Source organism: Bradyrhizobium sp. YCK136, from assembly GCF_044570075.1.
GTDB classification, from domain to species: domain Bacteria; phylum Pseudomonadota; class Alphaproteobacteria; order Rhizobiales; family Xanthobacteraceae; genus Bradyrhizobium; species Bradyrhizobium diazoefficiens.
In genome coordinates, this window is the sequence record NZ_CP172424.1 from 5693900 (window position 1) to 5718911 (window position 25012).

Below are 25012 nucleotides of genomic sequence, written 5' to 3' on the forward strand. Positions count from 1 at the left end.
GCGTGAAGACGAGCTGATCGCCCCCGAAGGAAACGACCGAGGAGGTGCTCTATGGTCGATGTCCCCTATGACAGGATTGCAGACATTCCGCCTGCCGAAGTGCCCGATGTCGAGCTCTACCATCCCAGGAGCTGGTGGACGCGGTATGTCTTTTCGCAAGACGCCAAGGTGATCGCCATACAGTACTCGCTGACAGCCTCCGCCATCGGACTGGTGGCCCTGGTCCTGTCGTGGCTGATGCGACTGCAACTGGGATTTCCCGGCACATTCTCCTTTATCGATGCCAACCAGTACCTCCAGTTCATCACCATGCACGGCATGATCATGGTGATCTACCTGCTCACGGCGTTGTTTCTCGGAGGCTTCGGCAATTACCTGATCCCGCTGATGGTTGGCGCACGGGACATGGTCTTTCCCTATGTGAACATGCTGAGCTACTGGGTCTACCTGCTCGCAGTCCTGGTGCTGGCCTCGGCCTTCTTCGTGCCCGGCGGCCCCACCGGCGCCGGCTGGACGCTGTATCCGCCACAGGCGATTCTGTCGGGCACACCCGGACAGGATTGGGGCATCGTCCTCATGCTGTCCTCCCTGATTCTGTTCATCATCGGCTTCACCATGGGTGGGCTGAATTATGTGGTGACCGTGCTGCAGGCGCGCACCCGCGGCATGACGCTGATGCGCCTGCCGCTGACGGTGTGGGGCATCTTCACGGCCACCGTCATGGCGCTGCTGGCATTCCCCGCGTTGTTCGTTGGCTCGGTGATGTTGCTGCTCGATCGTCTGCTGGGGACCAGCTTCTTCATGCCGACCCTCGTCGAGATGGGCCAGCTGAGCAAATATGGCGGCGGCAGCCCGCTCCTGTTCCAGCACCTGTTCTGGTTCTTCGGTCACCCCGAAGTCTACATCGTCGCCCTGCCCGCCTTCGGCATCGTCTCCGACCTGATCAGCACGCATGCGCGAAAGAACATCTTCGGTTATCGCATGATGGTCTGGGCCATCGTGGCGATTGGAGCGCTCAGCTTCGTCGTGTGGGCGCACCACATGTATGTAAGCGGCATGTACCCGTATTTCGGGTTCTTCTTCGCCACGACGACGTTGATCATCGCCATCCCGACCGCCATCAAGGTCTACAATTGGGTGCTGACCCTGTGGCATGGCGACATCCATCTCACGGTGCCGATGCTGTTCGCCCTCGGCTTCATCATCACTTTTGTGAATGGCGGGCTTACCGGACTGTTCCTCGGCAACGTCGTCGTGGACGTGCCCCTGTCGGATACCATGTTCGTCGTCGCGCATTTCCACATGGTGATGGGCGTCGCGCCAATCATGGTCGTGCTCGGGGCGATCTACCACTGGTACCCGAAGGTCACGGGGCGAATGCTGAACGACGTGCTGGGCAAGTTCCACTTCTGGGTTACGTTCCTCGGCGCCTACCTGATCTTCTTTCCCATGCATTATCTCGGGCTGCTCGGCGTTCCGCGCCGATACTTCGAACTCGGCGACGCGGCGTTCATCCCGCCGTCGGCCCACTCGCTGAACGCCTTTATCACCGTGGTGGCGCTGACGGTGGGTTTCGCCCAGATGGTGTTCCTGTTCAATCTCGTCTGGAGCCTGTTCGAGGGCGAGCCTTCGGGCGGCAATCCGTGGCGAGCGACGACGCTGGAGTGGCAAACGCCGGAGACGCCACCAGGGCACGGCAACTGGGGCAAGCAGCTCCCGATCGTCTATCGCTGGGCCTATGATTACAGCGTGCCGGGCGCGGCGCAGGACTTCATTCCGCAGAACCAGCCGCCCCCGACGGGGGCCGTTCAGGGAGTTGCTCCGTGAGCGCCGTTATCCTGTTCCTGGCCGTGATCGCCGTCATCGTCGGATGGTGGCTCTCGCAGCAACGGCTGACTGCGAAACCGTGGCTGGAGGCAGGTCCGATCGATGATTTCCCCGGCACGGACGCCATGACCTGGCCGGCAGCGAAGGTCGGACTTGGCGTGTTTCTCGCTGTTGCCGGTTCGTTGTTCACGCTGTTCATCAGCGCCTACTCCATGCGCATGAACATGGTGGACTGGCGGACAATGCCGGTGCCAAAGGTGCTGTGGTTCAACACGGGCGTGCTGGTCCTGAGCAGCGTCGCGCTGCAATGGGCCCTCATGGCCGTACGCCGGAACGACATCGACGGCGTCATCGTCGGCCTGCTCGCCGGCGGAGCGTCGGCGATCGCGTTTCTCGCGGGGCAGCTGCTGGCATGGCATCAACTGAGCGACGCCGGCTATTTCATGGCGTCCAATCCGGCCAATGCCTTCTTCTACGTGATCACCGCGGTGCACGGGCTGCATCTGACCGGCGGCCTGGTTGCGCTCGGCCGAACCACAGCGGGGGTATGGCGGCACGACACCGGGACGGCCGAGATGCGCCTGAGTGTGGAGCTGTGCACCATCTACTGGCATTTCCTGCTGCTGGTCTGGCTGGTCCTGCTCGGTCTCCTCACGGGCTGGACGGACGATTTCGTCGACATCTGTCGCCAATTGCTGAGCTAGGAAGGACGAGACGAGATGGCCGAGACCGCGCTGAGAGACACCGGACAAGTGCCTGCCCGGCTTGAAGGCTGGCAGGGTATCGCCGCCGACTGGGCGTCGGATCAGCGCGCCTTCAAGAACGTGTCCTGGGGCAAGGCCATGATGTGGATCTTCCTCCTCAGCGACACCTTCATCTTCAGTTGCTTCCTGCTGTCCTACATGACGGCACGGATGTCGACGACCGTGCCGTGGCCCAATCCCAGCGAAGTCTTTGCCCTCAATATCGGGGGCAAGCACATCCCCCTCATCCTGATCGCCATCATGACCTTCATCCTGATCAGCAGCAGCGGGACGATGGCGATGGCCGTCAATTTCGGCTACCGCAGGGATCGCGTCAGGACCGCGATCCTGATGCTGGCCACGGCGGCATTCGGTGCGACGTTCGTCAGCATGCAGGCCTTCGAATGGACCAAACTGATCATGGAGGGCGTCCGTCCCTGGAGCAATCCGTGGGGCGCGGCGCAGTTCGGTTCAAGCTTCTTCATGATCACCGGTTTCCACGGCACCCATGTGACGATCGGCGTCATCTTCCTGATCGCGATCGCGCGCAAGGTCTGGCGGGGCGACTTCGATGTCGAGAGGCGCGGCTTCTTCACGAGCCGCAAAGGCTATTACGAGATCGTCGAGATCACCGGCCTGTACTGGCACTTCGTCGACCTCGTATGGGTGTTCATCTTTGCCTTTTTCTACCTTTGGTGAGGTCGGCACATGACAAACGCCACGGTACACATGGAAGGACAGATCCAGGCTCATGTGCACGCCGCAGCCGCACCAGGGACGGCTCACGCCAAGGGCCAGCAGCACCCGATCAAGCTCTATCTCGTGGTCTGGGCATGGCTGTTCGTTCTCAGCACCTGCTCCTACCTCGTCGATTATTTTGGGCTGCACGGCAGTCTCAGATGGTCGCTGATCCTGCTGTTCATGGTGTTGAAGGCCGGTCTCATCGTCGCCGTCTTCATGCACATGGCCTGGGAGCGGCTGGCCTTGGCCTATGCCATCCTGCTGCCGCCGGTCCTGGTGCTGGTATTCGTGGCGATCATGGTGCTCGAGTCCGAATACACGCACTTGCTTCGGGTGCTGTTCTTCGCAACACCGTCGTAGCGCTCATGTGAATTTCGCACCTCGCTCCACTGTCATGCCCCGCGCAGGCGGATGATGACAGATAGACGTGTGGCAAGACCGCCCGTCTCTCTCCGGTGCTACCCCTCGAACGCGTCCGCAGATCTGCCGTTGTCGCGCGAGATCAGCGTGTCGTCCGGGGCGGCCAGCGGCTCGCCCTTGTCGCGAAAGCGGTTGGTGATGGGATAGCGGCGGTCGCGGCCGAAATTCCTGGGTGTCACCTTCACGCCGGGCGCGGCCTGGCGGCGTTTGTATTCGGCGACGTTGAGGAGATGGTCGATGCGGGTGACCGTCTCGCGGTCGAAGCCTGCTGCGATGATCTGGTCCAGCGGCTCCTCGCGTTCGACGAGGCGTTCGAGGATGGCATCGAGCACGTCGTAAGGCGGCAATGAATCCTGATCGGTCTGGTTCTCGCGCAGCTCCGCCGTCGGCGGACGCGTGATGATATCGGGCGGGATCACCTCGCCGGCCGGCCCGAGCGCGCTGTCCGGCTTCCAGCTGTTGCGCAGCGCCGCCAACCGAAACACCTGCGTCTTGTAGATGTCCTTGATCGGGTTGAAGCCGCCGTTCATGTCGCCATAGAGCGTGGCGTAGCCGACCGACATTTCCGACTTGTTGCCTGTCGTCACCACCATCAGCCCGGTCTTGTTGGAGATCGCCATCAAGAGGGTGCCGCGGGTGCGGGCCTGAAGATTTTCCTCGGTGATATCAGGCGGCAGATTCTTGAAGATGCCGGACAGGATAGTCTCGAAGCCGGTCACGGCTTCCGCGATCGGCAGGACCTCGTAGCGGATGCCGAGATGGCCCGCGAGCTCGCCGGCGTCCGCGATCGAGCTTGCCGCAGTGTAGCGATAGGGCAGCATCACCCCATGCACCTGGTCGGCGCCGAGCGCGTCGACCGCGATCGCTGCGCAGAGCGCGGAATCGATGCCGCCGGAAATGCCGAGCAGCACGCCGGGAAAGCCGTTCTTGGCGACGTAGTCGCGCAGGCCCAGCACGCAGGCCGCGTAGTCGGCGTGGTCGCCTTCCGGTTGCGCGGCGATCGGCCCGGCGCAGCGCCAATCCTCGCCGTTACGCGTGAAGCGCAGCGTGGTGATGCTTTCCGCGAACGCCGGCAATTGCGCCGCGAGCGAGAGATCGCCGTTGAGCGCGAACGAGGCGCCGTCGAACACCAGCTCGTCCTGGCCGCAGACCTGGTTGAGATAGACCAGCGGCAAGCCGCTCTCGGTGACGCGCGCGACCGCGACCGACAGGCGCACGTCGTTCTTGTCGCGGGCGTAAGGCGAGCCGTTCGGCACCAGAATGATCTCCGCGCCGGTCTCGGCCAGCGTCTCGACCACGTTCTCGTAGTCCTCAGACTCATCCAGCCAGATGTCCTCGCAGATCGGCACGCCGATGCGCACGCCGCGTACCGTGACCGGCCCGGCGGCAGGCCCGCGCGCGAACAGCCGCTTCTCGTCGAACACGCCGTAATTCGGCAGATTGCATTTGAAGCGCAAGCCGGCGATGCGGCCGCCGTCGAGCAGCGCGCAGGCATTGTAGAGCTTGCCGTCCTCGACCCAGGGCGTGCCGACGAGCATCGCCGGCCCGCCATCGGCTGTCTCGCGCGCGAGGCTTTCGATCGCGGCCCGGCAGGCGGCCTGGAAGGCCGGCTTCTGCACCAGGTCCTCCGGCGGATAGCCGGCGATGAACAATTCCGGAAACAGCACGAGATCGGCGCCATCGGCGGCCGCCCGCACGCGCGCGGCCCGCGCCCTGGCGGCATTGCCCTCGACGTCGCCCACGGTCGGATTGAGCTGGGCGAGCGTGACCGCGAATGCGTTGAAACGTTCGGTCATGGCCGCCCCCGTCCGATCCAATGGCTAGAGCATGATCCGGAAAAGTGTGGAGCGGTTTTCCGAAAAGATCATGCTCAAACAACAACCTCAAACGCGATGAGCGCTTTAGACGAAACCCAACCGCTCGACGACGGCAAAGATCCAGAACGCGCCGGCCATCAGCAGCGCGACGCCGACGGCCGCCGAGCCCATGTCCTTGACCTGCCCGATCTGCTTGTCGTGATCCAGGGTCAGGCGGTCGGCGAGCTTTTCCACCGCGGTGTTGAGCAGCTCGACCACCAGCACGAACGCCACAGCACAGACCAGCTCGACCGCGCGCATCGCGGTCGCGCCGATGAACCAGGCCAGCGGCAGCGACAGCAGGAGCGCAAAGATCTCCTCGCGAACCGCCTGCTCCGATCGAAGTGCAAAGGCCAGACCGTTGCGCGAATTGATCGTGGCCTTCCAGATCCGCAGCAAGGTCTTAGAGCCCCGCGGCGACCGGCATCGGCCTGGCCTTGCCGGCGCGTTCCTGCTTGAGCAGTTCGGCGACCAGGAAAGCCATGTCGATGGACTGCTCGGCATTGAGGCGCGGGTCGCAGACCGTGTGATAGCGGTCGTTGAGATCCTCGTCCGTGATCGCGCGGGCGCCGCCGAGGCATTCGGTGACGTCCTGGCCGGTCATCTCCAGATGCACGCCGCCGGCATGGGTGCCTTCGGCGGCGTGGATCGCGAAGAACGACTTCACCTCGGACAGGATACGGTCGAACGGCCGCGTCTTGTAGCCCGACGTCGAGGTGATGGTGTTGCCGTGCATGGGATCGCACGACCAGACCACCACCCTGCCCTCGCGCTTCACGGCGCGGATCATGTTCGGCAGGTGCTCGCCGACCTTGTCGGAGCCGAAGCGGCCGATCAGCGTCAGCCGGCCCGGCTCGTTGTCGGGGTTGAGCACGTCGATCAGCTTCAGCAATTCGTCGGGCTTGAGCGACGGGCCGCACTTCAGCCCGATCGGGTTCTTGATGCCGCGGAAATATTCGATATGGCCGTGGTCGAGCTGGCGGGTGCGATCGCCGATCCAGATCATGTGGCCCGATGTCGCGTACCAGTCGCCGGTGGTGGAATCGACGCGGGTCATGGCCTGCTCGTAGCCGAGCAGCAGCGCTTCGTGGCTGGTGTAGAAATCGGTCGCGCGCAGCTCCGGATGGCTCTCCAGATCGAGGCCGCAGGCGCGCATGAAGTTGAGCGCGTCCGAGATGCGGTCGGCCAGCTCCTTGTAGCGGCGGGACTGCGGCGAGTCCTTGAGGAAGCCGAGCATCCACTCATGCACGCTGCCGAGATTGGCGTAGCCGCCGGTAGCGAAGGCGCGAAGCAGGTTCAGCGTCGCCGCCGACTGGCGATAGGCCATCAGCTGGCGCTGCGGATCCGGCACACGCGCTTCCTTGGTGAAGGCGATGTCGTTGACGATGTCGCCACGATAGCTCGGCAGCTCGACGCCGCCCACCTTTTCGGTCGGCGAGGAGCGCGGCTTGGCGAACTGGCCGGCGATGCGGCCGACCTTCACCACGGGCACTGCGCCGGCATAGGTCAGCACCACCGCCATCTGGAGCAGCACGCGGAAGAAGTCGCGGATGTTGTTGGCGCCGTGCTCGGCAAAGCTCTCGGCGCAGTCGCCGCCCTGGAGCAGGAAGGCCTCGCCCGCCGCAACGCGGCCCAAGGCCTTCTTCAGATTGCGCGCCTCGCCCGCGAACACCAGCGGCGGAAAGGTCGCAAGCTGCGCCTCGACGTCGGCCAAAGCCTTGGCGTCGGGATAATCGGGCACCTGTAGCACCGGCTTGCTGCGCCAGGACTCGGGCGTCCACCGCTCGGACATCGCAATCTCTCCGTGAAGCAAAAAGCACAACCTGATCTGTGGGTTGCGAGGGCCGCCTTATACACAGGCTGGCTCCCGGCCGCCAGTTGTAAATCCATTCCGCACTGCAAACCCTTGCAGGGAAAGCCAAATTCGCATTTGCTTGGGAAGGCTAAGGAAACTGGCAGGACACCGGCGGCCCATGGACGCGGCGCGCGACGACGTTTTCATCGACGAGATCAGCTTCCCGGCGACCGACGGGTATGCGCTGAGCGGCACCCTGTTCCTGCCGCGCGCCGCCAAGCGCAATGCCGTCCTGATCAATTCGGCCACCGCCGTCCCGCGAAAAATCTATCGCGGCTTTGCCTCCTACCTCGCCCATCGCGGCTGCGCGGTGCTGACCTACGACTATCGCGGCATCGGCGACTCCCGGCTGCCGGCAATGGTCGGCTACAATCAGCCGAAATCGCTGGTCGGCTTCAAGGCCTCGATGCCGGACGCTCGACGTCACCGCCGCGGTGAGCTGGATGCGCGAGCGCTACAACACGCTGCCGCTCGCCTATATCGGCCACTCCTTCGGCGGCCAGGCGCTCGGGCTGATCGCGAACAACACCGACATCTCGCGCGCCGCGTTCGTCGCCTCGCAGGCGGCGACCTGGCGGCTGATGACCTCGCCGGAGAAATACCGCGTCTTCGCCTTCATGAACCTCATTGGCGTGCCGCTCGCCCATGCGTTCGGCTACGCGCCGGGCTGGGCCGGCATTGGCGAGGATTTGCCCAAGGGCGTGTTCCTGCAATGGGCCGACTGGGTCTCGAGCCCGCGCTATCTCTTCGATTCAAAACTGCCCGCGCTGGAGAACTTCGCAAATTCAAGGGCGAGTTGCGCGCGCTGTGCTTCTCCGACGATCCCTGGGCGACGCGGCCCGCGGTCGAGTTGCTCACAGGCGGATTCACGGCGATCAAGCCGGAGGTGTTGACGGTGAAGCCGTCCGACGTCGGGGCCAAGGGAATAGGCCATTTCGGCTTCTTCCGCCCCGAGCACCGCGACACGCTGTGGCGCGGCGTGGCGGAATGGATCCAGGGCGAGTGAGCCGTTACCGAATGATCGTCGTCAGCGACGAGTAGCGCCTGTTCGGCCTGGCTTCACCCGGCGCGAACTGCGCGAAGGCATCGCTGACGCGGACGGCCGGCGGCGTATCGCCGGCGAAGCGGAATTCCTTTGGCCGCGGCGCGTAGAAGCTGGCGCTGTAATAGGCGTCGTCGAAGCGCGCCTCGCCGACCCCGAACACTGCGTCGCAGACGAACAGGAGCGCGTAGACTCCCGCGACCGCAGCGACGATCTCCTTGAGAATTGACATCCTGATGCCCTGCCCTTTTGCGGACAGGATGCGCATTGGTTCCAAAGCTCAGGTTTAAGGCGCCGTGCTTCTTGTTCGCAGGGTTTGCCGCCGCTGAGCGGGATGCAGACAATTTTATCGATCTCGAAAAAGAGAGCCCGCCTGACCGAACGATCAGGCGGGCTCCAGGCTTGGCCGCTCGGGAGGTATCAGACGGCCAAATCAGACGGCTAAGTTCATCCACACCGCCTTCGGCTCGGTGAAATTGTCGAGCGCGGCGGTACCGTGCTCGCGACCGAGGCCGGAGTCGCGTTCGCCGCCCCAGGGCAGGCGCACGTCGGTATAGCCATAGGTGTTCATCCAGACCGTGCCTGCGCGCGCCCGCTTGGCAAAACGCTGGAGCTTGCCGATGTCGCGGCTCCAAACACCGGCGGCGAGGCTGTAGGCGGTGCCGTTGGCGATCCGCAAGGCATCGGCCTCATCCACGAACTTGATGACGCTGACGACGGGGCCGAAGATTTCCTCCTGCGAGATCCGCATCTCGTGTTCGACATTCGCGAACACCGCGGGGCTGATGAAGTAGCCGCGCTCGCCGACCCGCGTCCCGCCGGTGACGAGGCTCGCCCCCTCCTGCTGGCCGACATCGACATAGTCGAGGATCGACTTCATCTGCTTCTCGGAGATGACAGGCCCGAGCGCGGTCTTGCGGTCGAGCGGATCGCCGATCTTCAGCGATTTTGCGCGTGCAGCGAGACGCTCGACGACTTCGTCATAGGCCTTCTCCTGCACCAGCACGCGGGAGCCGGCCGAGCACACCTGGCCGGCGTTGAAGAAGATGCCGGAGGCCGCGGCTTTCGAGGCTGCTTCGAGATCGGCATCGTCGAAGATGACGTTGGCCGATTTGCCGCCGAGCTCGAGCGAGACGCGCTTGAAATTGCCGGCCGCGCCTTTCATGATTCCACGACCCACGCCCGGCGAACCGGTGAAGGTGACCTTGTCGACGTCAGGGTGATTGACCAGCGCGTCGCCGACGACGCGGCCGGGGCCCGTGACGACGTTGAAGACGCCTGCCGGCAGGCCGGCCTGAAGCGCGAGCTCGGCGATGCGCAGCGCCGACAGCGAGGTCAGCTCGGCCGGCTTCATCACGACCGTGCAGCCGCAGGCCAGCGCCGGCGCCAGCTTCCACATCCCGATCATCAGCGGGAAATTCCACGGCACGATGGCCGCGACCACGCCGACCGGCTCGCGCACGGTGTAGGTCAGGGCATCGTCACGCACCGGCACGACGTCGCCGCTGATCTTGTCGGCCCAGCCGGCGTAGTAGATCAGCGTGTCGACGGCGGCCGGGAAGTCCTGACGCAGCGTCGCGGAGATCGGCTTGCCGGCATCGATCGACTCGAGCTCGATGATTTCTTCGGCGTTTGCCTTGAGCAGCTCAGCCCAGCGCAGCAGGATCTGGCCGCGCTCGGAGGCGCGCATCGTGCGCCACGGGCCCTCGAACGCCCGGCGCGCGGCCGCTACCGCATGGTCGACATCGGCCTCGTTGCCTTCGGCGACGGTGGCGATGACCTGCCCGGTCGCCGGATTGAGCGATTTGAAGGTGCGGCCGGAGCTCGCGGGGACGCGGCGGCCGTCTATGAGCAGATGCTGCGGCCGGGCCATGAACTCGCTGGCTGGCGAATGCGCAAAGTCATATGCAACTGACATCATATTTCCTCCTGTTCTGGTATGCCAGATTAGGACGGAGATTGCCGCAGTAAATACGATATCGTGTGCCTATGGCTCACTCACCATATGAACTTCACTTTATAAGGTTGTTTCATGCTCCAGATCGAGATCGAGGCAGTTTGGCGGTTTCGCCAGGAGGGTAGTCCGCGCACGGCGGTGGTCATGCTCGGCGTTCTCAACGAAATCCGGAAGACCGGAAAGATCACGAGCGCGGCCGCCGACGCGCACCTCTCCTACCGGCACGTCTGGAATCTGATCGAGCAATGGTCGGAGTTCTTCGGCACGCCGCTGGTCGAGACCCAGCGCGGCAAGGGCTCCAGGCTCACGCCGTTCGGCGAGCGGCTGGTATGGGCCGGCGAACGCATGCAGGCCCGGCTCGGGCCGCAGCTGGAAAACCTGGCACAGGAGCTGGCAAGCGAGATCAAGCCGTTCCTCGAGCAGCGCCCCTCGGTGATCCGCGTGCACGCCAGCCACGGCTTTGCGGTGGCGAAGCTGCGCGAATTCCTCGACCGCGAGCCCGGCATCGGCGTCGACCTGCGCTATGTCAGCAACCAGCATTCGCTGGTCTCGCTGGCGCAGGGCGCCTGCGATCTCTCCGGCCTGCATCTGCCGCACGGCGCGCTGCGGGCACAAGGCATCAAGGCGGCGCGCGAATGGCTCGATCCGCGCGAGGACCGCGTCATCAGCTTCGTCACGCGCGAGATGGGGCTGATGGTCGCGCGCGGCAATCCGCTTGGCATCGAAACGATCGAGGACCTGACCAGGCCAAATGTCCGCTTCGTCAACCGCGACCATGATTCCGGCACGCGCCTTCTGTTCGACCAGTTGCTCGCCGCACACCGCATCGACGAAAGCCGCATCAACGGCGCGCAGCAGATCGAGTTCACCCACGCCGCGGTCGCCGCCTATGTCGCGAGCGGCATGGCGGATGCGAGTTTCGGCGTCGAGGCGGCCGCTCGGCACTTCGGCCTCGATTTCATTCGCATCGTGACCGAGGATTACTTCTTCGTCTGCAAACGCGCCTTCCTCGACACCGAGCCGATGCAGCGCATCCTCGATATCATGCGCAGCGCCGATTTTCGTGCCGCTGTCGCGAGCCTGCCCGGTTACGTCCCGTCCGACACCGGTGCGGTCACCGGCGTGAAGGCGTTTCTGGAGATGCACGCCGTGCGCTGATGAACGGCCGAGGCTGCCCTTACCCTGGCGGACTGCCGCTACGCGCCCGGTCAAACGACCGGCTCGTCCTTGAGCGCCGACACCACCTGCTCGCCGCGGTCGGTCAGGCGATAGGTCACAAGCGGACGGCTCGACGGCGGCTTGCGGTCGATCTCGACGATGTAGCCGCGCACCATCAGCGCTTCAAAACTGCCATAGTAGCCGAACATGCTGATCTGGTTCTGCTTGAGCAGCTTGAACTCGCGCAGGAGGCGGATCTCATTGCCCGAGAGCAGCGAGCGGCGGACGCGCTGCACGAACCGCGCGCGCTGCTCGAACCACGCCTGGTCGGGCAGTTCGTGCGAGGCCGGCGCCGGGTCGCGCTCGCAGAGGTGCGCCTCTGTCGCGACATCGGCCATGACCGGCGGAAGGCCCGGCACGCTGCCGACCACCGCGTCCTTGGCGACATCGAGCAATGCCATCGGCCAGCGCCGCTTGTTGTCCACCATGACCGGCGGCGGCACGACGCTGTCGCGCACCAATTGCTCGAAGCGACCGGCGGTCACGCCGACATAGGCGGCCGCCCGGCGGCGATCGACCAGACGGGGGTCCGGCTCGTGCTCCAGCTCGCAAGCGATGTTCTCGTTCACCCCGAAATCCCCTGGCGCGTCGTTGCGCCGGCCCGGCGGCCCTCTTTGGGACCCGGCCGAGCCGGCGGCGAACCTAGGGGGGACCAGCGCTCTCGAAAAGCAGAGAATTTCGTACATGTTGATGCCGTTTCGGCAACGGCTATAGTTCGTGCCGGGGGACCCATGCGATTTCACTCACCGGCCATCCAGTACTTCCACGCCGTCCGCCGCACCGGCTCGATCAGGGCCGCGGCGCGCGTCCTGAACGTTGCCTCCTCGGCGGTCAGCCGCCAGATTCTCAAGCTCGAGCAAGAGGTTGGATCGCCCCTGTTCGAGCGCAATGCGCGCGGCCTGACGCTGACGACGGTCGGCGAGATGCTGGCCCGGCATGTCATGAACGTGCTCCAGGACCTCGACCGTTTCCGCTCGGACGTCGCGTCCCTGTCCGGCAATTGGCGCGGCACCGTCAGCATCGCCTGCATCGAGTCGCTGACGGAATCCGTGCTGCCGGACCTGATCGCCTCGCACCGCGGCCGCGCCCGCCGCGTCAGCTTCACCACCGAGGTGAAGGGATCGTCGGACGTGCTCGAGGCCCTGAGCCGCGGCGAGGCCGACATCGGCATCGCCATGGCGCTCCGCCATCCGCCGGACCTGCGCCAGGTCGCCTTGAAGCGGTTCCGCCTCGGCGCAGTGGTATCGCGCGAGCATCCGCTGGCGCGCCGCAAGACAGTGACGCTGGAGCAATGCCTCGCCTTCCCCGTCATCAATGCGCTGCCGGAGCTGTCGATCTATCATCTGCTCCAGCCGCTGATCGCACAGCTCTCCGAGACGCCGGAGCCGGCGATCCAGGCCAATTCGATCGACCTGATGCGCGAGCTTGCCGCACGCGGCGTCGGCGTCGCCTTCCTGACCCAGCTTGGCATCGGCCGGCTGTCGCGCGAGAGCCAGCTCGTCTTCCTGCCGCTCGACAATGCCGGCAGCCCGGTCTGGTCCGACCTCGGCATCTATGTTCGCGCCGAGCGCACCCTGCCCGCCTACACCGAGTCCTTTCTCCAGGAACTGGTGCGCGAACTGGGCGACCGCGAGCGGCGCGAGAACGCGGCCTATCCGCAGACGGCGTGACATCTCGGCAAACGGGCCAGCTTGGAGGCGACCGCGCGCCCCGTGGTCTTGCGGACTTGCCTGAAGCACGGTTGCTCCGGCAACATTTCCGGCCGATGTCGCGCGCGCGCGAGGTCGAGGACGCGCCGGCACACGCCGAACGCCTGAGATCACTGGGACCCGAGATGCCGGTACGTTGGCTCAAGCCGTCGCGAGTCCTGGGCATCGAGCGCTACAGCGACTTCGAGTCCTTTCGTCCAAGCGAGGTGCTGGGCGGCGGCATCAGCACACCGCTCGAGCCGCGCGAGTTCTCGCTGCACCGCGCCATCCTGCCGCTCCAGGATGGTCTGTTCGTGCTCCAGCGAACCTTCGCCCGGCGCCTTCAGGCCAACATCCGCACCGATCACGGCGTCGGCCTCGTCATCCCGCTCGCCTGTCATTTCACCGCCAACGGGCGCGAGATCGACAATTCGATGATCGGAATCGTGCGCGGCAAGGTGCCCACCGAGGCGGTCGAGCATCACGCCAACACCTATCTGATGCTGCGCTTCAACTCCGACATGCGCCATCGCGGCTGGGCGGACTACGAGACCGGGCTCGAATTCACGCGTCTCAGCGGCGACACGATGGCGGGCCTGCGCGCCGCGATTCTCGACATGTTCTGCCTGGCCTCGCGCTGCAACGATCCCAGGCAATTCGAAGCCATCGACCGGCCGATCCAGGAAAGGCTTCTCGCGGGCCTCGATGCCGCCCTTGCCCCCGTCGACGCGCAAGACCGCCGGCGCGGATCGTTCGACAAGCATCGCAAGCTGGTCGCGCGGCTGGACGAGGCGGCCACGCTGTCCGGCGGCATCCCGCTCTACAGCGGCGATCTCGCAAATGCGCTCGGCGTCTCCGTCCGCACGCTCCAGAGCGCGACACAGGCGGTGCATGGCGTCAGCCTGCATCACCATCTCAGGCTGAAGCGGCTGTGGTCGACCCGCACGCAGCTCCTGACCGGAGGTAACGGAATGACCGTGAAGGCCGCGGCGCTCGCGAACGGCTTCTGGCACATGGGCGAATTCTCGAAACTCTACAAGACGACGTTCGGCGAGATGCCGTCCGGGACGCTGGCGCAGGCCCGCGATTTTGCGGACGACAGTCCGCACCTCTGAGATTTCTCCGGTCAAATCGCGCGGTCGCGAGCAGTTCGCTCAGCGCAAGAGAAACCACCTCGCCGCCCCTCGCCGACCTCGATCTCGGCCCGCCAGGCGCTCAGCCGCGCCCCGCTTCCTTGCGGTGTCCGCTCTCGCTCAGGCGATCGACCCAGGCAATGCCGATCGCCGAGATGATGAAGGTCAGGTGGATCAGCACCTGCCACATCACGCCGGTCTCGGTGAAATTGCTGCGCGTGGTTCCGAGATTTCCGGCCTCGATGAAGGTCCGAAGCAGCGAGAACGAGGAGATGCCGATGATCGCCATCGCAAGCTTGATCTTGAGCACGCTGGCGTTGACGTGACTGAGCCATTCCGGCTCGTCGGGATGGCCGCTCAGGTTCAGCCGCGAGACGAAGGTCTCGTACCCGCCGACGATAACCATCACCAGCAGGTTCGAGATCATGACGACGTCGATCAGTCCGAGCACGACCAGCATGATCTGCTGTTCGCTGGCGTCAAAGGAGTGCACAACCAGGTGCCAGAGCTCCTTGAGGAACAGCAGCACGTAGACGCCCTGTGCGATGATGAGGCCGACATAGAGCGGCACCTGCAGCCAGCGCGAGCCAAAGATCAGCTGGGCGAACGGGCCGATTTGCGGCAGCGAAGGCGCGGCCGAAGGTGCTTTGGGTTCAGAAATCATTGATCACTCCGAGTGCAGGCAAGAGATGTCGCCCAAGAGATTCGGCCTCAGAGACTCGCGATGACCGGCGCGAGCTCGAGCGAGCCGCGATAGATCATCTCGAAGGCGACGTAAACGATGATGGCGAGGCCGACATAGGCGATCCAGCGCTGCTTCTGGAGCACGCGGCCGAGCAGATCGGCGGCCACACCCATCATCGCGACCGACAGCAGCAGGCCGAAGGCCAGGATGTAGGGATGCTCGCGCGCCGCGCCCGCGACCGCGAGCACGTTGTCGAGCGACATCGAGACGTCGGCCGCGACGATCTGCAACGCGGCCTGGCCGAAGGTCTTGCGCGGTGCCGATGCCGCGCTTCCGCCGCCGCCATGGCTGAACGCAAGCCCGCTTCTATGCGCGGCCTGCTCGCGCAGTTCGCGCCACATCTTCCAGCACACCCAGAGCAGCAGCACGCCGCCGGCGAGCAGGAGGCCGATCACCTGCAAGATCTGGGTCGCGACGCCGGCAAAGGCGATCCGGAGCGCAGTCGCCGCGACAATACCGACGACGATGGCGCGCCGGCGCTGCTCGGCCGGCAGCCCGGCAGCGGCAAGGCCGATGACGACGGCGTTGTCGCCGGCGAGCACGAGGTCGATCAGGACGACCTGAAGCAGCGCGGTCAGCGCGTCGGCGGTGATGAATTCAATCATGATTGATCATTCTTCGATGCGGACGGTTCGAGCCATTGCGGCTTGCGGCGTTCGATCCAGTCGAACACCTTCGACCGGGACGAGCGCAGCGCCGGCACGTCCTCGGCAAGCAGCGCGAGGCCGAGCGGCAGCATCCAGATGCCGAGCACCGGCAGGATGGAGAGCACGCCGCCGACGACGAGCAGCGCGCCCGAGGGGATTCTCACCCAGCGGCTGGACGGCTTGAGCAGATAGGTGACGGTGTCGCCCACGCGCGGCGGCAGGCGATGGACGAGCCTGTCGAGGCGCGGGTCACCGCCGGCCATCTGGCCCGTGGTGCCCTCGGTTCGGGTCGTATGCTCGTCCGATGCCGCGCTCATGCTCACTCCTTTGGGACGGGGCCTGCCGCACCCGGTCCGACCTGCTTGGCGCGCGGCAACACCAGCGTCAGCAGCCGCAGCAGCTTGATCGCCTGCACCTCATGAGGATGCACGTCCTCGTCCGCGGCCGCAACGCGCTCCGACAGCTCCATCAGATGGGACGAGAGCGACATGTTCGAGACCGGGCGCAGCGTGTCGATCACCACATTGGCAAAGTCCGGCTCCTCGAGCCGTTCCGCCAGCTCGTCGAACATCGCGAACAATCGGTCGTCGCCGATATGCGGCGCCAGTCCGCGATCCCTGATGAAACGGATAACCTCGTCGCGCTCGACCGGCGAGACGCGCCGGTCGGCCACCGCGACAAGCGCACCGGCGATGATCAGCGCCGCCGCTGCCTGCTCGTTGAGGCTGGACGGTTCGGCAATCTCGAGTTCGATCGGGTTTGAGTACTTGGCGTCGGACATCGATGCTCCTCAACGTTGCGAAATGGCCGCGCGGAGCTGCGATGGGGACGATTGGGTCGGAGGGAACAGAGAAGACCCGACGATCGGCCGATCCATCGCATTCGCGCGGGACAGGTCATCCGACATCACGAGGTTTGCCGACATTCGTCGGCGGCCTCGCCAGAGGGGCCCGGATTCTTGTTCGCCTCAGACATAAAGATGGGTCTGTCGGAATCAAGGCGATGAGACTGCGACCAGCCGCCGCATCGGTTCCGTGTTGCCATGTTTGGTTAAGCAGTGGTGCGCATGTCCAGGACGCGCTGCATCCCCACCGTCATTGCTTCGCTGCGCTCGCAATGACGGAGTGTGGGCACGGGCACCGCTCCTACCTCACGACCTCAACCAAATGCGCACGCGAGGGTGATGGATCGAACCGGTCGCCGAAATATTGCGTTTCGTGCGCCACCAGTCCGTCGCGGAATTCCATGATGCTCACGACGTAGGACGGCACGCCGTCATAAGTCAGCACGAACTCGCTCACCCAGAGATCGCCGCCGCCGATGATCCGCCGAACCGAGAAGCGCTTCTTGTTCGGCTGCACGAGGCGGCTCTCCTGAATGTTCCTCCGGCCGTGGATGCGCTCGCTCGATTGGGGATAGTCGAGCACCGCGTCGTCGCGATAGATGGCGTGCTCGGCCTCGAAATCGTTCGCGTCCGAAGCGTCCCAATGGCGCTGGAGCGCCGCCAATCTGGCTCGATCGTCCATCTCGACCTCCGATCCCGAATGAAACCGCCTCCCGCCGCCTTGATCTGATGACGCAGGACTCCGGCGGCAAGGGTTCCCTTGCAACGTCTAACAACGGCTAACGAGCTAACAGTTCGAATTGGATGCAGATTAGCGTGCAGGCGACCCGTCGGATCGGGTCGCACCTCAGGGTCGGGAAACCGTGATGGCACGTCTGCTTTCCGTCAATGTCGGCCTGCCGCGCGACGTCGCCTGGCAAGGCAAGACCGTCCATACCGGCATCTGGAAGGCCCCCGTCGAAGGGCCGCGCAGGGTGCGCAGGCTCAACATCGACGGCGACGGCCAGGGCGATACGGCCGGCCATGGCGGCGAACAGCGCGCCGTCTTCGTCTACCAGGACGAGTCCTATCGGTACTGGCAGGAACATCTGGGACGACCGGATCTCGTTCATGGTCAATTCGGCGAGAACTTCACCGTCGAAGGCCTTGCCGACACCAACGTGTGCATCGGAGACCGCTACAGGATCGGCTCCGCCCTGTTCGAGGTGACGCAGCCGCGCGTCACCTGCTACCGGCTGGGCATTCGCATGGACGAGCCGGACATGCCCGCACTGCTCGTCAGGCACGGCCGGCCCGGCTTCTATTTTCGCGTGATCGAGGAAGGCGACGTGGAGGCCGGTGACGAGATCACGCAAGTCGCCAGAGGTCCTGAAAGCATGAGCGTGTTCGAGATCAACGCGCTGCTTTACCTGCCCCCTCACCCACGCGACCGCCTGGAGCGCGCGCTGCGGATTCCGGCGCTGAGCCGCGGCTGGAATCGTTCCTTCGCAGCGCTGCTCGAGCAGCAGCGCACAAGCAAGATTGCCGCAGGAAACGCCGGGCTCGGCCCGGCGGCGAGCCCACCTCCTGCCTGGCGCGGCTTCCGTCCGTTTCGCGTCTCGCGCAAGATCGCCGAAAGCGGCACCGTGACGTCACTGATCCTCGAACCCACGGACGGCCATCGCGCGGCCCCCGCCCTGCCCGGTCAATTTGTCGTCGTGCGGCTCGGGCCCTCTGAGGCACAGGCGATGACGCGCAGCTACTCGCTGTCGAGCCGCTCCGATGCCCCGCCCTACCGCATCAGCATCAAGCGGGAAGCACACGGCGCGGCCTCCCTCTATATCGCCGACAGTCTCCGAGTTGGCGACGTCGTCGAAGTCGGTGCGCCACGCGGCAGCTTCACGCTCCGGCAGGATGCGCGGCCCGTCGTCTTGCTCAGCGCGGGCATCGGCGTGACGCCGGTGCTCGCCATGCTCCACGCGCTCGTCGCGGAAGGGTCGACGCGAGACGTCTGGTGGCTGCACGGCGCGCGCAACGGCCGCGAGCATGCGTTCGCCGCCGAGACGCGCGGGCTGTTGGCCGGACTCGCTCACTATCACAGGCACGTCTGCTTCAGCGCACCCGATCCGGCCGATCGTCCGGGAGCGGATTTCGACAGCGCCGGACATCTGGATCAGCACCTGATCGAACGGCTCAACATGCCGCGCGACGGCGATTTCTATCTCTGCGGGCCGGCCGCTTTCATGAGCGATCTCACGGCCGGCCTGGCCGCATTGGGCGTCGCGCCCGATCGCATCCACACCGAGCTGTTCGGCGCGAGGCCATCGCTGACGCCCGGCATCGCGGCTTCGCCGCGGACACCCGCGCATGCGCCGGTCGGAGCACCCGGCCCGGGCCCGATGGTGTCATTCGCGCGCAGCGGCCTCAATGTCCGCTGGGGACCATCCTATGTCAGCCTGCTCGAGCTGGCCGAAGCGTGCGACGTCCCGGTGCGCTGGTCGTGCCGGACCGGGGTTTGCCACAACTGCGAGAGCGGGCTCGTGGCCGGAGAAGTCAGCTACGCGCCCGATCCGCTCGACCCGCCCGCGGACGGCAATGTCCTGATCTGCTGCTCGCAACCGAAGGCAGATGTCGTGATCGATCTTTGACCGGCTTCGACACACCCTCGCCAAACCATGGAGCGATTCAAATGCGGCCCGACATCACGGAAGGTGTCACCTTCCCGGACTATGAGCTCAGTGACCACACCGGCAGACGCCGCAAGCTCTCGGAGTTGCAGGGCGATGATCCCATGGTGCTCGTCCTTGGCCGCGGCGGATTTTGTCCCAAGGATCGACGCCAGGCCGAGGGCTTGCTGCAACTCCATCGCGAGATGGAGGTGGGCTACTGCCGCATGGTCACCATCACCACCGACACGATCCTCCAGACCAACGAATACCGCAGCGGGGTCGGAGCTCACTGGCCCTTCCTCTCCGATGCCAGGCGTATCGTTCAGAAGGATCTCGACATCGCCGAATACACCGATCCGGTCCACAATCCGATGATCCCGCACGTCGTCGTGCTGGAGCCCCGCCTCGTCGTTCACAAGATCTACAATGGCTACTGGTTCTTCGGCCGCCCGACCGTCGAAGAGCTTCGCCAGGATCTCAGGGCCGTCACCATGAAGTGCCGTCCGGATTGGGACATCACCGCACCGGGGCTCAAGGCGCTCTGGGATCAGGGCCGCAAGGAGCATTTCTATCCGTATGGCAAGGCTCCGTCCAAGGTACTCGACGAGCAGGATTAGACACAGGCAGGTGTCACGCAGTCGCCGCGGCTTCTGTCGGGAACACAAACGCCGTCGGGTTTGTTGGTGCACCTCAAGAATAACCCTCGACTGGAACCTGCATGTGCCGCTGGATTGCATACCGGGGCGAAACCACCTCGTTCGAACCTTACGTCACCGAGCCCGAGCATTCGCTGATCGCGCAGAGCATCCGCTCGCTCCAGTCCACCGCGGGTTCGAATGGCGACGGCTTCGGGCTCGGCTGGTACGGCGAGCATCCGGAGCCCGGCCTCTACCGTGAGACGCGCCCGGCCTGGTCGGATGAAAACCTGCGCTATCTCTGCCGCCATCTGCGCTCGCACCTCTTCTTCGCCCATGTGCGCGCCGCCACCGGCACGGCGGTGACGCGGCAGAATTGCCATCCCTTCGCCTGCGGCCAGTGGATGTTCATGCACAACGGATTCGTCGGCAGCTGGAACCGGCTGCGGCGCAAGGTCGAGGCGCTGATTCCGGATGCGTATTATCCGTCGCGATTGGGGACGACCGACTCCGAAGCCGTTTTCCTCGCCATCATGGGCGCGGGCCTCGACAACGACCCGCTTCGAGCAACCCAGGCCGTGCTGCAATCGCTCGTCGGTCTCGTCAACGAAGGCCGGCTTCGCGAGCGACTGCGCTTCACCAGCGCGATCGCCAACGGCAGGGATCTCTATGCGTTTCGCGTCGCGGTCAACGATGCCGCCAACACGCTCTATTTTCGCGAGGCCGGCGGCCAGGTCGTCGTCGTGTTCGAGCCGTTCGACAAGGAATCGGACTGGACGGAAGTGCCGCCGAATCACGCCCTGATCGCGCGCGCGTCCGAAAGCGCGAAAATTGTTCCGTTCGACCTTGCAATTTCCAGTGGGGCTGACGCGGAACCCGCCCCCGTCAGGAGGATTATTTCCCGCAGGTAATGCCTTCGCCGGGTGGCACGATGACATTTGCTTCGGACGTCTTGAAATTGCTGCGTCTCGATTCCTCCGACGACAAGCAGCACCTCGTCATTCGCTCGGCCGGCGGTCGTGGCAAGGCCGCTGAATATTCATTCGGCATCGAGGAGGAATACTTCCTCGCCGATCGGCGCAGCCTGGACGTCGCGATCCAGACGCCCAACGAGCTGTTCGAGTCGGCGAACTGGTCGACCGGCGGTCAGGCCATGCGAGAGATGCTGCAATCCCAGCTCGAGGTCGCCACCAACGTTCACGTCGACGTCAACGACGCGCGCGAAGAGCTGCGCTTTCTCCGCCGCGAAGTCGCGAACGTTGCCGCCCAGTACGGCTTCGTGATCATGGCCTGCGGCACCCATCCGACCGCCGTCTGGCGCATGTCGCAACCGAGCCCGAAGCCGCGCTACGAGGAGATGATCGAGGATCTGCGCAGCATCGGCCACCGCAACATGATGTGCGGCATGCATGTGCACGTCCAGCTACCCGATCCCGAGAAGCGCATGGCGGTGATGCGGGCGATGCTGCCGCACCTGCCGCTGTTCATCGCGCTGTCGGCGTCCTCCCCGTTCTGGAACTCGCACAAGACGGGCCTGAAGGGCTACCGCCTGGCGGCCTATTCCGAGCTGCCGCGCACCGGCCTGCCCGAACTGTTCGAGAGCAGGCATGATTACGACGAGTATGTCGGCGCATTGCAGCGCTCCGGCGTGATCCCTGACGAGAGTCACATCTGGTGGGCGATGCGCCCTTCCATGAAGCATCCGACCCTCGAGCTTCGCGCGCCCGACACTTGCACCTTCGTCGACGACGCCGTTGCCATCGCCTCGCTCTATCGCTGCCTGACGCGACATCTGTATCGGCGGCCTCATCTGTCGAAAGCCGTCACGGTCGTCGAGCGCGCGATCGCCGTCGAGAACAAATGGCGCGCCCAGCGCTACGGCACCGATTGCATCTTTGCCTCGAAGGACGGGCCAGTCACCATCTCGGAGCTGCTCTCCCGCCTGATCGATGACATCGCCGAGGACGCGGATGCGCTGAATTGCGCGGCCGAGGTCGAGCATTGCCGCACCATCGTGGAACGTGGCAGCTCGGCGGAATTCCAGCTCCGCGCCTACCGTGAAAACGGCAACGACATCGCGGCCGTGTCACGCTGGATCGCTGCATCGACGATATCAGGGACGAGCGCTCCGGTCGGACGCACCGCGTCTGCGCCGACATAGCGCCCGCGCAAGCTTTGGGAACGATAACGGCATTCCGGAATTTGCCGTGTCTCGTACGGTGTCTTGGAGAAAAGCATGACCGACATCACCTGTTGCGCCGGCTGCGGCCACGGCCTGGTGCCCATCCTGTCCGAGAAGGGCGCGACGGAATCGAGCTGCTTCTGGTGCGAAGGTGTCGATGCCCGAACGATGGACATGGCGAAGTGGGCGGACAGCCCCTCCGGCAAGCCCGAGCGCGCCGCGCTTCAGTCGTTCGAATGAGCGGCTTCGGACGTCTTACGGAATTCCTGTCCCTCGGTGCTGCAATGCCTTCCGGCTTGCAGATCACCATGCTGAGCAGGTGAGCCAGGAATGAAAGTCCGGCCGTGTGCGCGATCTCGCGCAGCTCGGTGCAGATCTCCGCAATGTAGCGGGCGGCCTCCTGCGGCCTTGCGTAGCCGTCTTGCATGGAAACTCCCGGGTTAGAGCCGGACGAGACCTGCTGCCTCGGTCGAAAGGCAACCTAGGACGCCTAATCCCGCCGAGCCGAATGCGTTCCGCGGTTGCGCCTGGGAGCAGCCATGTCCTGCACGCTGCCCGTCAGGGCTTGCCGACAAATTAGACAGTTTGCGTCACGTTCGCGAGATCGCGAGGTTCGGCAGGACGGTCGGGCAATCCCGCGCAACGCGCGGTCTAACCTTCGGCGGAACCACTGGATTTTCTGCTGTCCGGTCTCGCCATCCCGACCCGCGGAGGCCCTCTGCTGCCCTGCAACCGAACTGGCCCAAGATTCGCAGAGCATTATCAGGCCCCAAGTCCCCTCCCTCGCCACCAGGGCAGCCGGGACGAGCGGATCAGATCGGAGAATGCCATGAACGTGCATGCTGCGGGCGATCTCAAATTCACCGGCCTCACCCGTCCGAATGGCACGCCCCTTCGTCTGAACGATCAGGACTTCGTCGCGATCGACCGCGACAAGAATGCGAAGTTTGAGGCGACCTACCGGCCGCAAGCCCTCTACAATCGCGCCGACGAGGGCTTTCACGCCAACAACGAAACCTTCCTCCTGCACGAAGTCGCGACCAATCTGCCGATCTACCGCCCGGACACCGGCCCCACCGATTTCCATCTTCATCTTCCGCCGGGCGGCTTTCAGCTCGTGCTGGTCACCTCGGGCGCATTCACCTTCGACTACGACGGACGCTTCTACAGTGTCGGCCCGGGCGCTGTGATGCTGCAAAGCGCGATCGTGCACCGCCAGCTGTTCTACACCTGGTCGGGCCTTTCGACCGAAGAGAATTTGAAGACGCCGCAGACGGTGGTGCCCGATCCGATCTCGATGGGCTATTCGGGCAAGTTCCTCGAAGCCTTCATCACCGATCCCACCACGTTTCCGAACCCGACCATTGTCGGTCCGAGCCAGATCAACGAGGCCGAGACGCCGCGTGTGGCCTGGAGCCATCCTCTGCATGATCGTCCTGCCGATGCAGGCTTCTGGCTTCAGGACCCGTTGGCGCTGGATGCGCTGTTCAAGCCGCTCACCGATGGCTCGGTCAAATCGGCCATGCCGGTCCATGTGCGCGATATCGGCATCGAGGTGCCGAGCGGGCATCTCGTCACCGGCCACATCATCGCAACCGACCCGCCCGGTCAGTCGCTGCTGCCGAAGAGCACGTCGGCAACAGCGGACGGCACCTCGTTTGCCAAGGGCGAGGTCGTGATCTATCGCGTCATCCGCGGCACGGCCGAATTCGAGAACAAGTCAGGCGCGACCTTTGAGCTCTCTGCCGGCGACGTGGTGACGGCCGGCAAGAGCTCGATCAACCTCATTGGCGTCGGTGAGAACACCCAGGTCCTCCGGCTCGGCCTGCTCAAGGGCATGAACGACCTTCGCAGCTGGACGGCGACGCAGCGCGACGAGATCGACGGCCTGGCCGGTCAGATCATCACGCACAAGGACATCCGTCCCCTGCGCACCGAAGGCAGGCCGGTCGGGTACCTATACGCCTAGCGCCCAAAACAACGGCCCGCCGAAGCGGGCCGTCGAGATCTCATTTAGCGCAATGATCCGCCGCAGCGCCCGCCTGACATACGCGGTTGCGCGTCTCAATCATGCAATGTCCTTGAGGCACGTCGGGAAGGTTGACGGGATCAGGCCTGCGCGCTTTGCGGCGAAGGTCGCGAGACCGGCGGCGTCACGCCGTCGAGCCAATCCTGCGTGTCCGCAAGAGCGAGCCAGGCATCGCCCATGCGCCTGAACTGCTTGCGCTCCGTGTCGTCGGGCGCGGTGCCTTCCAGGGCCAGACAGTGTCCGGCGTTCTCCCGGAGATGCTCGGACCGGTTCGATTGAAGATCCGTGCTGCTCGCGGAATCTGCAGAGGTCTGCCAGGCGTTCCGGCACACCGGACACCGCCACTGATTGACGAGCTTCCCGGTGGGCAAATAGGTCGAGTGCACGGGAGCCACGACGAGCCGCCCGCAGGCAGTACAGCCGTCCGTCCCTTGCGACGGCGGCAATTGGCCGTCGTCCTGAATCACTTTCGCGCTCCAGCGACGTTCGAACTTACGGCATAGATGCAGAGGATAAAGCAAGACGTTCATCGCGCGCCTCCTGTTTGTGGCGGGAGCGCGGCAGCGTCTCTCTGTCACTGGCGCCTGTGATGTCTGTGCCAGTGATATGCTGGATATGGTGCCTCACACGACATTCACCAGAGCGCGATCCTGAGAAACCGCCCTTGGCGTCCGACCAACGGCCATGATGCGACCTGCTTGCCGCATCAATTGGGGTTAGGAACATATCTCCACGCCTCCTGTTGCGTCTGCACGACATGACCCGTGAATGCGCATGCCGTCTCCAAGAATGGAATCTGGCC

General features: G+C 64.7%; 25 protein-coding genes and 1 pseudogene. 14 read left to right on the top strand and 12 right to left on the bottom strand.

Features of this window, described 5'->3' with window-relative positions:
• The first annotated feature begins 51 nt into the window (after nt 1–51).
• Genes ACFLEY_RS27805 through ACFLEY_RS27820 form a run of 4 tightly spaced genes read left to right on the top strand, consistent with a single transcriptional unit; the run spans nt 52 to nt 3671 of the window.
• A complete protein-coding gene (locus ACFLEY_RS27805) occupies nt 52–1827 on the top strand; it encodes a cbb3-type cytochrome c oxidase subunit I (protein ID WP_011086565.1) in 1776 nt (591 codons plus the stop codon).
• Entirely contained in the window at nt 1824–2531 is a 708-nt protein-coding gene (locus ACFLEY_RS27810) for a cytochrome c oxidase subunit 3 (RefSeq protein ID WP_060911544.1), read from the top strand. Before ACFLEY_RS27805 ends, ACFLEY_RS27810 begins: the two co-directional genes overlap by 4 nt.
• Nucleotides 2532–2546: 15 nt before the next feature.
• Nucleotides 2547–3269 carry a heme-copper oxidase subunit III family protein gene (locus ACFLEY_RS27815; RefSeq protein WP_060911543.1) on the top strand — a complete coding sequence of 241 codons (723 nt, stop codon included), beginning with the start codon at nt 2547–2549 and terminating at the stop codon, nt 3267–3269.
• 9 nt (nt 3270–3278) lie between these two features.
• On the top strand, nt 3279–3671 hold the full coding sequence (locus ACFLEY_RS27820) for a cytochrome C oxidase subunit IV family protein (RefSeq protein WP_060911542.1): 393 nt from the start codon (nt 3279–3281) through the stop codon (nt 3669–3671).
• Between the two features lie 98 nt (nt 3672–3769).
• Here ACFLEY_RS27820 and ACFLEY_RS27825 read toward each other — a convergent pair whose 3' ends face one another.
• The 3 genes from ACFLEY_RS27825 to ACFLEY_RS27835 all read right to left on the bottom strand — a co-directional run bounded on the left by ACFLEY_RS27825 (nt 3770) and on the right by ACFLEY_RS27835 (nt 7379).
• Entirely contained in the window at nt 3770–5527 is a 1758-nt protein-coding gene (locus ACFLEY_RS27825) for an NAD+ synthase (protein ID WP_060911541.1), read from the bottom strand.
• Nucleotides 5528–5632: 105 nt separating this feature from the next.
• The gene (locus ACFLEY_RS27830) at nt 5633–5986 is read right to left on the bottom strand and encodes a diacylglycerol kinase (protein WP_060911540.1); all 354 of its coding nucleotides are present in this window, start codon (nt 5984–5986) and stop codon (nt 5633–5635) included.
• A 4-nt stretch (nt 5987–5990) separates the two neighbouring features.
• Nucleotides 5991–7379: a class II 3-deoxy-7-phosphoheptulonate synthase gene (locus tag ACFLEY_RS27835; protein WP_028170853.1), complete on the bottom strand. Its 1389-nt coding sequence runs from the start codon at nt 7377–7379 to the stop codon at nt 5991–5993.
• Nucleotides 7380–7560: 181 nt separating this feature from the next.
• Between ACFLEY_RS27835 and ACFLEY_RS27840 the strand changes: the two are divergent.
• Nucleotides 7561–8448 (top strand): annotated as a pseudogene (locus ACFLEY_RS27840) (alpha/beta fold hydrolase).
• Nucleotides 8449–8452: 4 nt separating this feature from the next.
• Here the strand turns inward: ACFLEY_RS27840 and ACFLEY_RS27845 are convergent.
• On the bottom strand, nt 8453–8716 hold the full coding sequence (locus tag ACFLEY_RS27845; RefSeq protein WP_038966250.1) for a hypothetical protein: 264 nt from the start codon (nt 8714–8716) through the stop codon (nt 8453–8455).
• 201 nt (nt 8717–8917) lie between these two features.
• Entirely contained in the window at nt 8918–10402 is a 1485-nt protein-coding gene (locus ACFLEY_RS27850) for an aldehyde dehydrogenase family protein (protein ID WP_060913045.1), read from the bottom strand.
• 114 nt (nt 10403–10516) lie between these two features.
• Here ACFLEY_RS27850 and ACFLEY_RS27855 point away from each other — a divergent pair, with 114 nt between their 5' ends.
• A complete protein-coding gene (locus ACFLEY_RS27855) occupies nt 10517–11599 on the top strand; it encodes a substrate-binding domain-containing protein (RefSeq protein WP_211433446.1) in 1083 nt (360 codons plus the stop codon).
• A 50-nt stretch (nt 11600–11649) separates the two neighbouring features.
• On the opposite strand, the gene ACFLEY_RS27860 is transcribed toward ACFLEY_RS27855, so the two are convergent.
• Nucleotides 11650–12228: a hypothetical protein gene (locus tag ACFLEY_RS27860; protein ID WP_060911538.1), complete on the bottom strand. Its 579-nt coding sequence runs from the start codon at nt 12226–12228 to the stop codon at nt 11650–11652.
• Nucleotides 12229–12390: 162 nt separating this feature from the next.
• Here ACFLEY_RS27860 and ACFLEY_RS27865 point away from each other — a divergent pair, with 162 nt between their 5' ends.
• The gene (locus ACFLEY_RS27865; RefSeq protein WP_060911537.1) at nt 12391–13329 is read left to right on the top strand and encodes a LysR substrate-binding domain-containing protein; all 939 of its coding nucleotides are present in this window, start codon (nt 12391–12393) and stop codon (nt 13327–13329) included.
• Nucleotides 13330–13400: 71 nt separating this feature from the next.
• Nucleotides 13401–14462, top strand: coding sequence for a helix-turn-helix domain-containing protein (locus tag ACFLEY_RS27870; protein ID WP_249162770.1), 1062 nt, complete (start codon nt 13401–13403; stop codon nt 14460–14462).
• A gap of 100 nt (nt 14463–14562) precedes the next feature.
• Here the strand turns inward: ACFLEY_RS27870 and ACFLEY_RS27875 are convergent, their stop codons facing one another.
• From ACFLEY_RS27875 to ACFLEY_RS27895, 5 genes are all read right to left on the bottom strand, one after another.
• Entirely contained in the window at nt 14563–15144 is a 582-nt protein-coding gene (locus tag ACFLEY_RS27875) for a TIGR00645 family protein (protein ID WP_060911536.1), read from the bottom strand.
• A 47-nt stretch (nt 15145–15191) separates the two neighbouring features.
• The gene (locus tag ACFLEY_RS27880; protein WP_060911535.1) at nt 15192–15830 is read right to left on the bottom strand and encodes a TerC family protein; all 639 of its coding nucleotides are present in this window, start codon (nt 15828–15830) and stop codon (nt 15192–15194) included.
• Nucleotides 15827–16189 (bottom strand): hypothetical protein, encoded by a 363-nt coding sequence (locus ACFLEY_RS27885; RefSeq protein WP_060911534.1) that lies wholly within the window; start codon nt 16187–16189, stop codon nt 15827–15829. The genes ACFLEY_RS27880 and ACFLEY_RS27885 overlap by 4 nt, the downstream gene beginning before the upstream one ends.
• 2 nt (nt 16190–16191) lie before the next feature.
• On the bottom strand, nt 16192–16653 hold the full coding sequence (locus tag ACFLEY_RS27890; protein WP_028170845.1) for a TerB family tellurite resistance protein: 462 nt from the start codon (nt 16651–16653) through the stop codon (nt 16192–16194).
• A 364-nt stretch (nt 16654–17017) separates the two neighbouring features.
• Complete coding sequence (locus tag ACFLEY_RS27895; protein WP_011086548.1) at nt 17018–17398, bottom strand: nuclear transport factor 2 family protein; 381 nt, start codon at nt 17396–17398, stop codon at nt 17018–17020.
• Between the two features lie 184 nt (nt 17399–17582).
• On the opposite strand from ACFLEY_RS27895, the gene ACFLEY_RS27900 reads away from it, so the two are divergent.
• The 6 genes from ACFLEY_RS27900 to ACFLEY_RS27925 all read left to right on the top strand — a co-directional run bounded on the left by ACFLEY_RS27900 (nt 17583) and on the right by ACFLEY_RS27925 (nt 24150).
• A complete protein-coding gene (locus ACFLEY_RS27900) occupies nt 17583–19343 on the top strand; it encodes an MOSC and FAD-binding oxidoreductase domain-containing protein (protein ID WP_060911533.1) in 1761 nt (586 codons plus the stop codon).
• A 41-nt stretch (nt 19344–19384) separates the two neighbouring features.
• On the top strand, nt 19385–19981 hold the full coding sequence (locus ACFLEY_RS27905) for a redoxin domain-containing protein (protein WP_060911532.1): 597 nt from the start codon (nt 19385–19387) through the stop codon (nt 19979–19981).
• 101 nt (nt 19982–20082) lie between these two features.
• On the top strand, nt 20083–20910 hold the full coding sequence (locus tag ACFLEY_RS27910) for a class II glutamine amidotransferase (RefSeq protein ID WP_396604262.1): 828 nt from the start codon (nt 20083–20085) through the stop codon (nt 20908–20910).
• Between the two features lie 20 nt (nt 20911–20930).
• The gene (locus ACFLEY_RS27915) at nt 20931–22160 is read left to right on the top strand and encodes a carboxylate-amine ligase (RefSeq protein ID WP_060911530.1); all 1230 of its coding nucleotides are present in this window, start codon (nt 20931–20933) and stop codon (nt 22158–22160) included.
• A gap of 75 nt (nt 22161–22235) precedes the next feature.
• A complete protein-coding gene (locus ACFLEY_RS27920) occupies nt 22236–22421 on the top strand; it encodes a hypothetical protein (RefSeq protein WP_038966239.1) in 186 nt (61 codons plus the stop codon).
• Between the two features lie 589 nt (nt 22422–23010).
• Nucleotides 23011–24150, top strand: a complete 1140-nt coding sequence (locus tag ACFLEY_RS27925; RefSeq protein WP_060911529.1) for a hypothetical protein — start codon at nt 23011–23013, stop codon at nt 24148–24150.
• 140 nt (nt 24151–24290) lie between these two features.
• Here ACFLEY_RS27925 and ACFLEY_RS27930 read toward each other — a convergent pair whose 3' ends face one another.
• Nucleotides 24291–24740 carry a hypothetical protein gene (locus ACFLEY_RS27930; RefSeq protein ID WP_211433979.1) on the bottom strand — a complete coding sequence of 150 codons (450 nt, stop codon included), beginning with the start codon at nt 24738–24740 and terminating at the stop codon, nt 24291–24293.
• Between the last annotated feature and the right edge of the window lie 272 nt (nt 24741–25012).